The sequence below is a fragment of the Nonlabens dokdonensis DSW-6 genome, from assembly GCF_000332115.1.
GTDB classification, from domain to species: Bacteria; Bacteroidota; Bacteroidia; order Flavobacteriales; family Flavobacteriaceae; genus Nonlabens; species Nonlabens dokdonensis.
Map to the genome: position 1 here is coordinate 1140498 of NC_020156.1, position 15643 is coordinate 1156140.

9 protein-coding genes are annotated in these 15643 nt (G+C 36.3%); 1 reads left to right on the forward strand and 8 read right to left on the reverse strand.

The window, feature by feature from the left end; all coding sequences use genetic code 11:
• Positions 1-143 precede the first annotated feature (143 nt).
• Positions 144-524 (forward strand): group III truncated hemoglobin, encoded by a 381-nt coding sequence (locus tag DDD_RS05050; RefSeq protein WP_015361693.1) that lies wholly within the window; start codon positions 144-146, stop codon positions 522-524.
• A 10-nt stretch (positions 525-534) separates the two neighbouring features.
• Here DDD_RS05050 and DDD_RS05055 read toward each other — a convergent pair whose 3' ends face one another.
• The 8 genes from DDD_RS05055 to DDD_RS05090 form a co-directional block, all read right to left on the reverse strand.
• Positions 535-2655, reverse strand: a complete 2121-nt coding sequence (locus tag DDD_RS05055; RefSeq protein ID WP_041566943.1) for a hypothetical protein — start codon at positions 2653-2655, stop codon at positions 535-537.
• A gap of 99 nt (positions 2656-2754) precedes the next feature.
• A complete protein-coding gene (locus DDD_RS17230) occupies positions 2755-3576 on the reverse strand; it encodes an energy transducer TonB (RefSeq protein WP_015361695.1) in 822 nt (273 codons plus the stop codon).
• Between the two features lie 102 nt (positions 3577-3678).
• Positions 3679-4407: an energy transducer TonB gene (locus DDD_RS05065; RefSeq protein WP_015361696.1), complete on the reverse strand. Its 729-nt coding sequence runs from the start codon at positions 4405-4407 to the stop codon at positions 3679-3681.
• Positions 4408-4472: 65 nt separating this feature from the next.
• Positions 4473-4886: a VanZ family protein gene (locus DDD_RS05070; protein WP_015361697.1), complete on the reverse strand. Its 414-nt coding sequence runs from the start codon at positions 4884-4886 to the stop codon at positions 4473-4475.
• A complete protein-coding gene (gene gcvH / locus DDD_RS05075; RefSeq protein ID WP_015361698.1) occupies positions 4886-5263 on the reverse strand; it encodes a glycine cleavage system protein GcvH in 378 nt (125 codons plus the stop codon). The genes DDD_RS05070 and gcvH overlap by 1 nt, the downstream gene beginning before the upstream one ends.
• 203 nt (positions 5264-5466) lie before the next feature.
• Complete coding sequence (gene sov / locus DDD_RS05080) at positions 5467-12678, reverse strand: T9SS outer membrane translocon Sov/SprA (protein WP_015361699.1); 7212 nt, start codon at positions 12676-12678, stop codon at positions 5467-5469.
• A 3-nt stretch (positions 12679-12681) separates the two neighbouring features.
• Complete coding sequence (gene ruvA, locus DDD_RS05085) at positions 12682-13263, reverse strand: Holliday junction branch migration protein RuvA (protein ID WP_015361700.1); 582 nt, start codon at positions 13261-13263, stop codon at positions 12682-12684.
• A gap of 70 nt (positions 13264-13333) precedes the next feature.
• Positions 13334-15622, reverse strand: a complete 2289-nt coding sequence (locus DDD_RS05090; RefSeq protein WP_015361701.1) for an NADP-dependent malic enzyme — start codon at positions 15620-15622, stop codon at positions 13334-13336.
• Positions 15623-15643: the final 21 nt, after the last annotated feature.

Here is a 15643-nt window from a genome sequence, read left to right on the forward strand (position 1 = left end):
TCATCATATTCTATGTGTTTAAAATTAAAGTTCTAAATTACATTTTTTACTCAAAACAAAGATGTAATTGTTGCCTAAACTATTGTCAAAAACAACTTTGGTAAATTATAATCTATAAACTAATCAGGAACAAATTGAAGCAATTGAAAGATATAGCAAACAGAAATGACGTGCATCTTCTAGTATCTAAATTTTACATAAAGGTGCGCAAAGAACCTGTGCTTGGCCCAATATTCAATCGAGCGATTCAAGACTGGCCAGCACATTTAAATCACATTACTGACTTTTGGGAAACGAGTTTATTAATGGTAAACAACTATGATGGGAATCCTGTAACAGCGCATCAAAAACTAGATCAAGCAGAAAATCACACCATAGAAATGTATCACTTCGGTCTATGGATCAATTTATGGAAAGAAACAGTTTATGAATTATACAAAGGAGAAATAGCAGATTTAGCCATTAGACGTGCAAAAAATATGGCAAGTATTCTATTTATAAAAATGTTTGAGGCTCGATCATGATCTTAGAAGCTTACCTATCAAATGACCAGTTCATGATATCTGTACGTAAGCCTACATTTAACCACATCGTACTTTCGCCTTGAACAACTGCATTGTTAAATTGAGGGTTTTGACTTCTGTAAATTAATTGCCCAAATACTTTTAACCTACTTGCAGGATTAATTACATAGCCTGCTTCTAAATGTCCATAAAAGAAATTTGAAGTATTTCCCTGAGCCAGTTCATTACCGTTATCTGAAATGCGATTGTCCTCAGATCTATAAATATCTCCACCATAAAAAGCATTATCACCGTTTGAAAGTACGTCATAACCACGCTCTCCATAAATAGCCTTTGCGATTCCATACCATCTATCCTTGGTATATCTACCTATCAAAATAGCTTCATAAAAATTTGCTCCCCAAGGATGTGCTAGCGCTTGATTACTGTTACCATAATTTAACACCACGCTATTATGGGAATAAGTATAAGGTCTCACTCTATTATATTCCATTTGCATCATTAAGTTGGGTACTTTAAATGCATTTTGCCATTTCACACCTAATTGATAAGCACTTTTGTTTTGATAACTTCCATCACCGCTTGCCACTGAGGCACCAGAAAACTCATCAATAGTAAGCTGTCCATATCCAGTAATAAAATCTGTAAATTTATATTTTGCAGTAAATCCTAAAAGCGCATTCCCACCGCGCGATCCTGTTTGCAATTCTATAGATTGATAAAATATAACAGGGTTTAAGTAATTGAAATCAAATCCACGTTGGTTATCATCTTGCCATAAAACACTTTCAAAAAAGCCTAGATTCAGACGTTTTGTAACATTGTAACTTAAGTAATGGTGTGTCATATACTTGGTGCGAAAAGAATCGTCAGCTGTTACTTCTGGTCTTACATCTCTCAAGGATGTATACAAAACTGTGTAATCTAATTTCCAGAACTTTGCATTCAGCTTAAAATAAGGAAATGGTTGAGAGTTGTCACTAAGGACAAGCGACCTATATCCATCACCTATGAAATGCTGCCCATGTCCTAATTGTAAATCAAAGTATTTGCTCGGTTTGTAATTTACATAACCAGTCGCTACAGGATAATCAAAAATATTCTCGCCGCCATCTTCTGCTATACCTCTACCTGGAACGATTCCAGGATTACCACCATCAGGAGCTCGCGATGTGACTTCTCTGGCAAAGTAGCCCGGAAATCTGGCTTGTGATTCTTGAACACTAGCTCCAAATGTTATTTGTGATCCTATCCCACCACTCACATTTACAAGTCTTGTATTATTATAAGTGGTTATTTCCTCTCTTGAATCTCTTCCCAGTTGTAAATCCACACCTGGATCTACCACAAACCAATAATTTTCTCCAGCCACTTCAAAAAAGTGCTCGTTGGACCACTTACGACCCAACCAGGTTTGTTTATCAAGAAGCATCGATTCACGTTCTGCTTCTAAATCAAAATATTGATCTACATAATTGAAAGTATAAGGTTTAACAGCGGTATGTGCATTATTACCTATTCTATTCATTGCAGCTTCATAACGATGATATCTTTGATAAGAAAGTGGGATGATAGCGTCTGACTTAAGCTGGTTCCTATCGTATTGATCACTAATTATGGCGTTGTATTCTTCATTCGCTTTCGCGAAAGCGAGACTATCAACAGCAGTATTATTGTTGCTTTCCTTAGTCACATCATCTACCTGAGAATTGCTATAAATTTTAAATGAACCAGATTCGTTCATAGGCACTGGTATGCTAAGTATGAACTGCATATAGGTGGGAACGGCGTTGAAAGTAGGAGGTTCTATTTGCGGAAGTTGTTCAAATGACTTTAGCATCTCGTTTTTCACATTGGCCTCAAAAGCATCTGCTCGTACCAATACAAATGTTCCATTACGATCAACTTCAAACCTCAACGTCACTGATCTATCAGAAGTGTCGCTACTTTCTAAAGGGTGTTTATAGTTATCCTTGAGCTTTTTATATAATTGCTCGTAGAAACAATCTTCTAGATCATTTGCGGCAGAGTCTTTACATTCATTAAAAACTGGGAACTTTTCTATATCAGATTGGGCCACTAATGAAGTGGAGCAAAAAAAAAGAAAAGCTAGTATATATAGAGATTTCATGATGATATATGTAAGGCGCAAATATACTTTTTTTAATAGCCGCCCCAAAAATAGAAAAGCCATGAAAATTCATGGCTTTTACAGAATATTGAAATATGTCTAGTCGTATACTTTAAACATTATAGGCAATGCGTAAGTTACATTAACTGGCATATTATCTATTTTACCTGGGGTCATTTTAGGCAATCTAGAGATCACCTTGAAGGCTTCATCCTTAAGTTCCTTATTAGGTGCTTTAACTTGAATATCTTTAGGTAGACCATCAACACCGATAGTAAACATTACAGATATTTTTACTACATCTTTGCTATCTAAAGTGCGCCCTAACCTCGTATCAAACTTGCGCTGTACAAATCGAGCCATTTTATCATTAAGGCAATCTACTCGCTCTGCTCTATTCATACCAGCATTACAACCAGGAAACAAAGGTACCTCATGCACTGATGCTAAGATCTGAGTCTTTACTGGAGTAGGTTTAGATTTTGAATCAGAACCTGAAGTAGATGACCCTTTTGATAACGGCTCAGCAGTAATTGTTGAAATAGGTTCTACTTTACTATCTGGAATGTCTGGCGCTTCATTCTTTACAACTACTGGAGCTTTGTTAGGGTCTGTCTTAACGACTTTTGCCTTCGGAGCCTCTTTCTGTTTAACTTTAGGTTTTGGCTCTTCATTAGGTACCTTAACAAACTCTCCTATAAATCCAGTAGGCTGAATCTGTGCCACCTTCTTTTTTTCAGGAAGCTTATTAAGTGTCCTACCAGTTGATAATTCCATGATTAAAAACGCTGCTACGAGAGCGGCAATCAAACCGATTTGAAAATTAATTAAAGGATTGACTTTTGTGTTGACAGATTTCTTATCATCCATCCGAGTTTTTTCAGGTGTTGCAGCACCGCTTTTCTCTTTTAAATTATTCATAATAAATGGTTTTATGTTATTTAAAAGAGAAATCAAGAATGATACCAAAAAAAATCCCAGCTTCTAAAAGCTGGGATTGATTTTTATAAAAAATAGTGAGAATTAGTCCTGCACCTGAAATATAATAGGAAGTGCATAAATCACACCTACTGGTTTACCTCTTTGCATACCAGGAGTCATTGAAGGCAATTCGTTAATTACCCTAGCTGCTTCTTCTTGAAGTCTTGGATGTTTTGCTTTAGATTTAATACCTACAACATTACCTTTAGAGTCAATTTTGAATTGTACAGATATTTTTTGTCTTCCTTCGAGTCCTAAATCTTGAGCAAGTCCTGTATTAAATTTTCTATTCACAAATTTTGTGATTTTCTCGCTCATACATTTCTTACGATCTGCATTGTTTTTCATGTCTTCACAACCAGGATAGATTGGTACATTTTCAATGATGGCAAAAGGTACGTCTGCAATTACTTCTTCAACACCTACTTCTTCAGCAACCTCTTCAATCTCTACGATCTCTTCTTGCTCATCAGTTTCTGTGTCCTCTATGATTACTTCCTCAATTTCCACATCGTCTTCAACAATCTCAATCACTTCTGGTGCTGGTGGCGGTGGCGGTGGCGGTGGTGGAGTGTCTAACATTTGAGTAATAGGAATTTCTTCCTCAATGAAAAGCTCTTCTGGCTCTTCAAAGACCTCTTCAATTTCTACTGTTCTAGACTCATACTCCAGTCCTTGCCATGAAAGCAACAACATAAAAGCTAGTCCTGATAATGCATAGAGCGTAATATTTTTACGCAAATCTGCTTTTTCTGATTTTTTTACTTCCATAATGGTTGTATTTAATAGAGGTTAAAAATAATGAAATCTTTGTGCTATATAAAGATTTATCACTGTTAATATTTGTTTAAGGAATTATTTAAAATCCACAAGAATAAAGCTGCAAGAATTATGCCAGTAAAATTTGCTAAAACATCCATGATATCCATAGTGCGATTTAAAGATATAAATTCTTGACCCAACTCTATCAATACTCCTATAATGAACGATAACACGCTTGACCCTATGATAACTGGTCTTGAAAAACTTTTGAGCACTGTCCCCAAAGTATAGTTTGATAAACCTTGCTTATTTAGATAACGAGAGTAGAAAAATATATACCAAAGCGAATTCATTATTAAATAAGCAAACGCATGATACCATTTATCCACGTGGTCAATACTTACTGAAGGAACAGCATTATCAACCAAAGAACCTATTACTATGACAGCTGTATAAAACGGAGCTGTCCAGTAAATTAGTTTAGACATTATCCTACAAGTTCTTTGTAAGCCTCTGAGGTCAATAAACCTTCAATTTGAGAATCGTCTGAAAATTGCATTTTAATCATCCATCCTTCTCCATAAGGATCAGAGTTTACTAGTTCTGGTTCATCTTCAAGTTTTTCATTGAATTCAGTGATTTCTCCAGAAAGTGGTAAAAATAAATCTGAAACCGTTTTTACAGCCTCTACAGTTCCAAAAACTTCTTCTTGATCTAATGTCTCATCCACAGTTTCTACTTCCACATATACGATATCTCCCAACTCGCTTTGTGCAAAGTCTGTAATACCTATGGTAGCAGTGTCACCATCAATTCTTATCCATTCGTGGTCCTTAGTATATTTTAATTCTTCTGGGATGTTCATTTTGTTCTGATTTTATTGGGGTAAATTTACTATAAGTCTTTGTAATTATTCAAGAGGTAGCAACTTTATTTTATTAGTTTACATAAGTATGAATGCTATATATTCAATTTATAGCGACTGTTTAAAGAGTAAATAACTCTTTCAAATATCACAGCAGTGATTATTTTCTAAAAATTAAATATAGTCTTGATTCTAAAACAAATTTAGTTTCCAAATGTATATCTCAAAGTAAAACCACTACGTATGGTAGTTTGAGGAAAAGCTGTAGAAATAGCAAACTCTGAGAACGTATGATCGTAATAAAATATGGCTGTAAATGCCTGACTCAAATTATAATCTGCTGTGAATTTAAGACCATAAATAGTTTGGCCTGCCGTTGCTTGACTATTATCGAGATCTAGATATCTAATAATGGTTACATTATCTCTTATAGACCCATCTAATCTCAGGTTTAAATCTGACTTTATCACACGACTTCTACCACCGAAATTTGTTTTAAACCTTAAATCTTTAATACGGTATCCTAGACCTAAAATTAACTCATTACCATTTATCTCTGTAAGAAGGTTGTTGTCAAAACTTAAAGACACCACTCTATCTTTTCTATATTCTGCAGCTATCGAAACTGAATTTTTCATTTCAAAATCTACTTTGATCAACGGTGTAAATTGTTCTGCAAGATTTATATTAAAGTATAGATTACGTGACTTAAAATCTCCGTTTTGGTTCACGGCATTTGTACCTACCTGTTCTTGATAAGAAAGCGCTCCATTACCTTCGGCAAAATCAAGATTAGTTTGAAACTGATTGATCGTATAACTAGATCGGTATCCATGATTGATAGAGAATCTTCTGAAACGTTTCTTAAACCAGTTCAAATTCATTAATCCAGTATACTTTAACGTCCAGTTAGGAAGTGGTATGTCCCTAAAGGCATTTGAATCTTGCTTCTCAATATCTCTACCTTCATAAGCAGCAAGAAATGCTGGTAATAATACTTGCTGGCTATTTCTTGAGAATCCTTCTGGAAAACCATCTGCATCTCTGGCAAATGTATTGCCACCATAAAACTCGGTAGCAAGTCTTTCAGCAACGGCGAGTCGATTAGTTCTAAAGGTATCAAATGTAGGAGAACCATCTATAGTACTTTTCTGGAAAGCAGTACCTATCATCAAATTAGAAATGTTGAAATTACCAAACGTATTAGGCGTCAAAGACTGGTAAGTTAAATCATCTGGATCAACTCTATAATTCTCTGTATAGTTCTCTTGATAACGGCGATCACCTAATATATCAAGAGATAATCCTTTTAATAAATCTACACTAAAATTAAAATCTAACTGGCGTGTTTCTACTTCAGTATACTGTTGATTAAAGTCTTGGAAGACCGTTAACCACCCACGTCTTGCAGCAAGATCACGAACTTCTGCCTGACTACCAAATACAAAACCTGAAGTAGGCTTCAATGTACCGATGAATCCAATATCAGGAGTATAACCTGGTAAAAAGATACCGTTTGTTTCCTGATAATTTATTTGAGCTCTCTTTACAGCAGTTACGATTCCTATTAACGTGTTGTATGCTTGATTCCCAAAGTTCTTTTTAGGAACCTTCGGCTTGTTTTCTGCATCTTTTCCAGCCTCTGGAGTAGGTGGCTTTCTACTTCTCGATCTTGCATTACTTCTAGACCTTGCAACTGCATTTGCTGCAGCTCCAAATTTCTTTTTCTCAAGACCAACATATTTATATAATTTGTCTAAATCCAGAGTTCCATTGATACGATGCGTATTTGCATTTTGTATCGTGTTACCTAAATTCGGTATGCCATCTAGCTGTAAAAATTGTTGCTGGTTACGAGTCCAGTTAAAGTTAGATGTGTATGTGTAGTTCGCTTTCGCGAAAGCGAGAAAAGGAAACTTATCAAAAGGTAATTTATAAGTAAGCTGTAATTGTTGAGAGTGAGAATTAGGAATCCCTTCATCAAAAAAGTCAGTCCAAATCGTGTAATCTTCATTAATAGAATCATCTTCATTCACATAACTGCGTATCAATCGATCGTTATTTGCCGACAGATTAACTTGAAGAGATTTAGTAAGATCCCAGTTAATCGCATACTGATGATTCATAGTAAAATTGCGATTTGTAAGTGGGGCAAGTGTAATGTTTTGAGCATCTGGAATACCATCACCATTCAAATCTACAGGATTGGTATCCAACTGTAAGTCTCGAAACTTCTGCGTGTTGAACTGTCGTATAACATTCAATCCAGCAGTAAAATTATTAGGAAGCGGATTAAAATTTACATCCTTTAAAAACTGTAAATACTTATTGCTTAACCACTTTGATTCCCTAAATGGCTCCAACTCTAACTTAGGAAAGGCATAATTATAAGTTCCACCAGCATTAATAGACTGATCTTGAAAGTTTTCTATCTCAAAGTTGCGCTGGTCTGTCTGATTATAAGAGCCAGAAAAAGTAAAGTTCTCAATATCGTAAGGCATCGGTTTTGAATCTCCAGTACGCTCCTTACGCACGCCTATTAAATTGATACTTTGCCTTCTTGTGTAATCTTCTGACTGTTCTCTTATCGCATCTCTCTCAGCATCGTTTGCAGCATTGTCCAGTCGTGTTTCTAATTCTATGTCTTCAAATTGTGGATCAAATTGAGGTGTAATGGTTTCCTCTGCAATACTATAGGAGAATGGTAGAGAAACGCCCCATTTAGGAGGCAATAATTTCCCTAAGCTCATATTTGTGGTTACGTCGTATTGAGTTAGATTTTCTCTACTTCTTTCTTGAGGACCTTGCTCAATTGCTCCAAAACCTATGGTACTTCTTCTACCTGTGGCGCTCACACTAGCAAAGTCTGCCATGTTTGCATCCATATTAACTACGGCTGCATAACCACCTTGATTTTGTAATCCCGCTAGACGCATTTCATTGAACCACACTTCACCACAAATATTATTAGAGGTTGCATTGCGCACACCTATCATCATGGCTCTGATGTCTCCAAAGTTGGGATTACCTTTAATTCCGTACTGTTGTTGATTTTCTTCTCCTGCACTACTAGGGTCTAAATCTGCTTGATCGAAGAAATTAAGAGTGCTTATGTTTAAAGTATTATCACTTAAAACTCTCGCTTTTATTTCTTGAAGTAAGGAAAGGTCAATATCAAAATTGTTTGCTTGCGGCCAGATTTCTTCTCTAACATCTGTTCCAAAGGCAGTAGGTTGTAAAGGCAACCTAATTTCATAAAAGTTTTGAGTGTAATCAACTCCTATTCTTATGAAAGCTTCTAACTCACCATCTGCAATAGCCATTTCATTCACTAAAGACTCTGCATGAGTAAACATTTGAAGCGATTCATACTGACGCATGTCTATTCTTATATTTTTAAATACCGCACGCGCATCTCCTGGTTCTAAATCACAAACTCTTAAAGCGAGAGATTGCTCGTTCTGTCTTATGTTTTGATTTTGGGTTCTTAGTTCTTCACGTTCTACTCCTGGCGGCAATCTATAAGGAATAGGAGATCTAGATTCATTATTTTCGATATTTACACCTTCTACCTCAAAAGTTGTTGGATCATCGGAGGCTATAGGATCGTCCTCATCTAAACTATCTGTAAAACGTCTGTAATCTCCACGAACTAAATCAAGAGAACCAAATCTCAAGAATGTATCAACTTCAAAGTCTGTTAGGTACATTCTCATAAAACGAATGGCTCTAAAATCTGCAATACCACCTATTTCTTCCCGATTAGGATCATTTAATGGCACTCTAAATTGCACCCATCTGGTATCGATAGTTGTACCGTTGGGTAATGTACTTTGAACTTCCTTGGTATCAAATATGTACTCGCTAGTTGCGACATCCATTCCTGGGAAAATCTCAATATCATACTCATAGTAACTATCTATCGTATTCATTGTATTATCACGGTTGATGTCTTCTACATCTGGCAAAGTAGTAGAACCACGATTATCTTGAGTTACTGTGGTAGGCGAGTTACCTTCTGTCCCATTATAGTTTTTATACCTCATTGGTATATCTCCTGTTGCAGCAACAAAAAATTCATAATTATCTCCAGCTGGATCTATCGGTCCAAAAGCTGCAAAGTCGGCAAGCTCTTCATTATCACTATAACCGTCTAGACCTATATCTTGATTATCGCGTTCTGCTCCTTGAGTATCAAAGGCATAAACTAATGATTGATTAACTGGAACTTTTCCAAATGCTGTATTTATAGTTAGATCGGTACCGCCATCTTCCGGCAGCCCATTCTCAAATTGTTTCCTGTTATCTTTTAAAATATCCTCAGAAATACTTCCTAAATTAATCGATATGGTACCACCATTATTTGTTGGATCGTATTGAAACGGATCCATGATCCAAAACTGGATATACTCTACGTTAGTTTGCTCAAAATCTGTACTTGAAAATTGTCGCATTATTCCACCCCAACTATCTGCCGGATTGGGTAAAATATTTGTTCCTGCAGCTTGTGGGTTGTAATTATACTGTCCACGCTCATCTGGATAATAGGCCATGTCTAGCGTATTGATGACTTGCTGCTGTCCTTGTTGTAAATCTACATTAGGGAACAATTCATCTACAAATACTCTTCTTGTTCTGTAATCAGAAACATCATCATCTGTTATTCCTGCAGGTCTTTGATTGCCATAAAATATTGGGTCGATGGAATACCAAGCCATTTTTGCACGACTAAAATTGTATGCCAATGGATTTGCTGCGCTTCCTCCACCTTCAAAAGCGACTGGCGTACTGGCCAATGTCCAAGAGAAAGGCGTCAGTATATCAATTGTGGTTTGCGACCCTTCAAAATCGTCTACATAAGCAGCTGCTTGACCGCCAAAATTATCTCCCGCTGGAGATCCTGGAAACAAATAAGCAATCTCACCTCTTAATGATAGGTTTGAAGGTACGTCTGTATCTACGTTAGGTAATTTATTTGCTAGTCTAGTTAAAAAGGGAACTTCTGTATTGTACAGAAAGTTCATTCCCATAATCGTGTTGTTGATAGGCTCAAAACCGTAAGTTGATTTTTGAGTTATAGGTCGTTCTTTAAGGTTAAGAAATGTACCTCCTAATATAAAATCTTCACTGAATTTGTGCTCTACATTCACGCCGGTAAAACGTTTTGTCTGCTGATTGAAAACAGAATTGTTTTCTGTAGAAACTTGAATCGGCGTATTAGAATTTAATAAAGCCTGGTCAAGAATGATTACTCTACCCAATTGATAGTCTACAGTATAATCAATTCCCTCTTGTAGTGTTCTTCCTCCAGCCGTTACTGTAACTGATCCTCTTGGAACATTAAAACCTCCTATGGGAATCCCTTCTTGCCCAGTAGATTTGTATTCTCCTTTAATGAGGTATTTGTTTTTATCTGCACTCTGTAGTGCTTGCGCTTTTGTCGTACGATACATATCTCTATATACGTACTGCGCTTGATTTGCATTATAAGTGGATGGATTGTTATAATCTGCTCCTGGAGTATTGTCTAGTTTATTAAATATATGACTTCCAAAAGGTTCTACCGTAGTAAATATAATCCTACCATTTTCTTGATCGATCGTAAGTCCGGGAACATAATCAAAAAAACCATCACCTTGCGGCTGTGGATCTCCTTGTTGATTCAATCTATCAAGATTAAAGACACGTATTAAGGTGGTTTGATCTACATCATCTGGTAATGCAACTGCTGGATTAGCCATCGTACCTTCAGCAGCGGTGATATAATTCAACTCTGGCGGATATTGATAAAAGATATTCAATCTAAAATCTTCGGGAGTCAATTGAAAGCCTCCTAGATTATAAATATTCTTCATCATTAAATCCCAGATAGGCTCACTTACATTGGTAAGGTTACTCTTAAGTAATTTAACTACCAGACTTTGATTACTTACTGGCGGTTGATTAGGGTTTGGACTTGCTATTACATCTGTAGCAACAACTCCATCATTAGCAAATTCACCTACTTGAAATACTTGTCCACCTACTGTATATTGAAAAGCAACCGCAAGAACCTCGTCATTATTTAATCGTTGTCTCAAGGATATATATCCCAATTGCGTGTTTAAAGTATATTCTTGAGGAGTAAGTTTTCTAGCATTCTCTAAAGTAACATAGTCAAAACCTTCATTTACCGTTGCACCTCCAAATCCTTGCTGCGCTGTAGCAATATCTCTTATCTGACTATTGAGCAAAGTTTGCGCACCACCACTAATTCCTTCTGGGTTAAAATCATTGTTTTCGTTATCTGGAAAACTTCCAGCAGGTACATTTATAAACCCACTAGGTCTCGTATCAAGACCTATATTTTCGACTTCTGATTCACCTATATCTTGAATTGCTACAAGATTACGCACGTCTTGTGTTCTATTACCACGGTTAGTGATCCATACTTCAGCTCGAGTAATCTGAATGTTATTTCTTATAAATGGGAAATCTTGTAAAGATGTGTCGTAATTATCTCTAAAGTAATGAGAAAGAAAATAGTGGCGATTCTCATCATAATCTAAAGAGAAAAAATCAAAGTCATTTACCGTAGCTCCACCTGCAGCCTGAACTGTTCTGGATTCAGATTGTTGCTCAGAAAAGACAGCAGTAATTCTAGTTTTACCAAATTGCAATTCAGTTTTAATACCGAATAAGCTTTGAGCACCTCGTATCAATTGGGAATTAAGAGGCATCGCAACGTTACCTACTTCAATACTTTGTAAAATATCATCTTCAGTAGGTGTGTAATCTAGCTTGATTTGATTTTGGAAATTAAAGGTACTTTGAGTGTCATAGTTTGCATTAACTTGTAATCTTGTACCTACTTTACCCACAAGACTTAAATTGATACGCTGATTGAAATCAAAGGTTAAGTTCTGTCGGTTTCTTGGAGAAAAACTAGGGTTATCAGATCTATTGAATAACAGTCCTAAATCGACTTCTACAGAACCTTGAGGATCTATGTCTATCTCTGTTCCCCCAAAAATCGATTCAAACAAATCTGAATTCACATAAAAATTAGGAAGTAAGTCCTTCTGTTTTTCTTTATCTTCTTTTGATTTACCAGCAATGGCAGCCGCCTTTTCCTTAAAGTAATCATGCATTTGTTGCTTCAAAACAAGATCTAGATATTGTTCTCGAGTAAGAATAAAAGGAAAATCAATATTGTATCCGTTAAAAGTACTAGAGTAAACGTAACGATCTAGATTTGCATCATATTTGTATAAAGTGGTAATACTAGGCGGATCTGGTAATCGTAAAGTACCTAACCTTACTCCAGTAAGTGTGTCTTGTGCAGTTTCAGAAGGTTCTTGCGCTTTCGCGAAAGCGGAAACCAAAAGGCATAAAATAAAGGCAACAAACCTTAAGTTAGTAGTATGATATTTCAAATCTTATAACTGTTTAAGTGCTTGTTTTATAAGTTGTTCCGTAGTTGCATCGGGCTGTGAAGAAAGTATTTTGTCTACCACTTTTTGGGCTTGCTTGCGCATATATCCTAATGTTTCTAATGCAGATAACGCTTCTTCTCGCCCAGTATTGCTTGCTACTACTGTTAATTCTGGATTATCGAGGACTTGTAAGATTTTATCTTTTAAGTCCAGTATAACACGTTGTGCTCCTTTTGCTCCTATTCCCTTTACACTTTGAATCGTCCTTGCATCACCAGATGCAATAGCTTGTGCAATTTGATTAGGTTCTAGACTAGAAAGCATCGTCCTTGCAGTATTTGCTCCTATACCAGATACGGAGAGTAGTAATTTGAACACCTCGCGTTCTGTTTTTTCAACAAAACCAAATAATCTATGAGCGTCCTCTCTAACTAATTGATATGTATATAATTTGATCAATTCACCTTCTGGAATCAAGGAATAGGTATGAAGGGAAATTTCTACAAGATAACCTACACCAGCGCAGTCTATGACTACGTCAGTCATATTTTTCTCCACCAGTTTACCTTGAAGTTGTGCAATCATAATTTAACATATTTTAAGAAATCAAATGTAAGAAAATATAAATGATCAATTGTTAAGCACGCAAGTAGATTTATTGGGCCTTTTTTGCGTGCTTTTCTTTTTGCTGTGCATCTATCACTGCAACAGCTGCCATGTTTACTATTTCATCGACACTTGCACCTAGTTGAAGAATATGAACTGGCTTTTTCATTCCCATCATAATAGGACCTATCGAGTCTATCCCATTCAATTCTTTCAGCATTTTATATGAACTATTAGCACTTTCTAAATTGGGGAACACTAGAGTGTTTACTTTCTTTCCAGCAAGTTTAGAAAATGGAAATTTACTTTTCAAAAGTTCTTGATTAAGCGCAAAGTCTGTTTGAAGCTCTCCATCTACCACTAGATCTGGATAGTATTGATGTAGATATTTTACAGCTTCGGTAACTTTTGAAGCATTAGGATGTGAGGAAGAACCAAAGTTTGCATAAGAAGTCATCGCGATTACTGGCGATACACCAAACATTGCTGCGGTACGACCAGTCATTTGTGCAATCTTAGCCAGCTCTATCGCATCTGGATTGATGTTAATAGATGTATCAGATACAAATAATGGTCCTCTCGCAGTAATCATTAAGTTAGTTGTTGCAATCTTATCTACACCTGGAGATTTACCTATAATTTCCATCATTGGTTTTACAGATATTGGATAAGATTGTGCCACACCAGTTATTAAAGCATCTGCATCGCCTAGTTTTACCATCATTGCAGCAAAGTAATTACGTTGTCTTAGTAATTTACCAGCATCAAATTCAGTAACACCTTTTCTTTGTCTCAATTTCCAAAACTCATGAGCATATCGGTCTTTACGCGCACTTTCTTCATCTGATTTAGGATCTATAATCAGACATTGCTGGTCAAAACCTAACTCTTCCATCAGTTCTTCTATAATATCTTTACGACCTAATAGAATAGGAGTTCCGATACCATCTTCTAAAACAATTTGTGCTGCCTTAAGCACGTCTATATTATCTGCCTCAGCAAATACAATTCTTTTAGGATTGATACGGGCACGATTTAGTAATAATCGCACTAGTTTATTATCAGATCCCATGCGGCTAAGCAATTGCTCTTCATATCGTTCCCAATCTAAAATAGGTTCTTGAGCCACACCACTTTCCATCGCAGCCTTTGCCACCGCCGGCGGAATAGTAGAAATTAATCTAGGATCAAAAGGTTTAGGGATGATATAATCGCGACCAAAAGAAAGCTTCAACTCTCCATAAGCAATATTTACCTGCTCAGGCACCGGTTCTTTAGCAAGCTGGGCAATGGCTTTGGTTGCTGCCATTTTCATTTCTTCATTAATTTTAGTCGCGCGCACATCCATCGCACCTCTAAAAATAAATGGAAAACCTAAAACATTATTCACTTGATTAGGGTGATCACTTCGTCCTGTAGCCATTATAATGTCTTCTCGAGACGCCATTGCAGTATCGTAATCTATTTCTGGTGTAGGATTTGCCATCGCAAAAACGATAGGAGAATCGTTCATAGATCGCAACATTTCACCATCTACAATGTTACCTACAGATAAGCCTAAGAAAACATCGGCATTTTTTAAAGCTTCTTTTAGATTGACCTTAGGGATGTCTCTTGCAAATTCCATTTGCTCAGGACCTAAATTAGTACGGTCCTTTGTGATCAATCCATCGATATCAAACATCATGATATTTTCTTTCCTAGCTCCTAGTTTTACGTATAAACTAGTACAAGAAATAGCAGCACTACCTGCTCCAGATATCACAATCTTTACATCTTCTATATTTTTCTCTGCAAGTTCTAACGCATTTAATAAAGCGGCGCTAGAAATGATAGCAGTTCCATGCTGGTCGTCATGCATTACTGGAATATCCAGCTCTTCTTTTAATCTACGTTCTATTTCAAAAGCCTCTGGAGCTTTAATATCTTCTAAGTTAATACCACCAAAAGTAGGTGCGATATTTTTTACCGTCTTTATAAATTCTTCTACATCTTTAGTATCTACCTCAATGTCAAAGCAATCTAAGTCTGCAAAAATCTTAAATAATAATCCTTTTCCTTCCATCACTGGTTTAGAAGCTTCCGGACCTATATCACCTAAGCCTAAAACCGCAGTTCCATTTGATATAACAGCAACGAGATTTCCCTTAGTGGTATATTTATAAACGTTAGTTTTATCTTTTGCTATTTCTAAGCAAGGTTCTGCCACTCCAGGACTGTAAGCAAGAGCTAGATCTCTCTGACTACTATATTTTTTTGTAGGTACTACTTTTATTTTACCAGGAGTAGGTTTTGCGTGGTACACTAACGCTTCTCTTCTCTTACTTTTTTCGCTCATAAATCCCTTAGCATTTTATAA

What these genes read in the sequence shown, in the direction of transcription:
- ruvA (WP_015361700.1), bottom strand. Translation starts at nt 13,263, where the DNA reads ATGATTGCACAACTTCAAGGTAAACTGGTGGAGAAAAATATGACTGAC.
- DDD_RS05090 (WP_015361701.1), bottom strand. Translation starts at nt 15,622, where the DNA reads ATGAGCGAAAAAAGTAAGAGAAGAGAAGCGTTAGTGTACCACGCAAAA.
- gcvH (WP_015361698.1), bottom strand. Translation starts at nt 5,263, where the DNA reads ATGAACATCCCAGAAGAATTAAAATATACTAAGGACCACGAATGGATA.
- DDD_RS05070 (WP_015361697.1), bottom strand. Translation starts at nt 4,886, where the DNA reads ATGTCTAAACTAATTTACTGGACAGCTCCGTTTTATACAGCTGTCATA.
- DDD_RS17230 (WP_015361695.1), bottom strand. Translation starts at nt 3,576, where the DNA reads ATGAATAATTTAAAAGAGAAAAGCGGTGCTGCAACACCTGAAAAAACT.
- DDD_RS05055 (WP_041566943.1), bottom strand. Translation starts at nt 2,655, where the DNA reads ATGAAATCTCTATATATACTAGCTTTTCTTTTTTTTTGCTCCACTTCA.
- DDD_RS05065 (WP_015361696.1), bottom strand. Translation starts at nt 4,407, where the DNA reads ATGGAAGTAAAAAAATCAGAAAAAGCAGATTTGCGTAAAAATATTACG.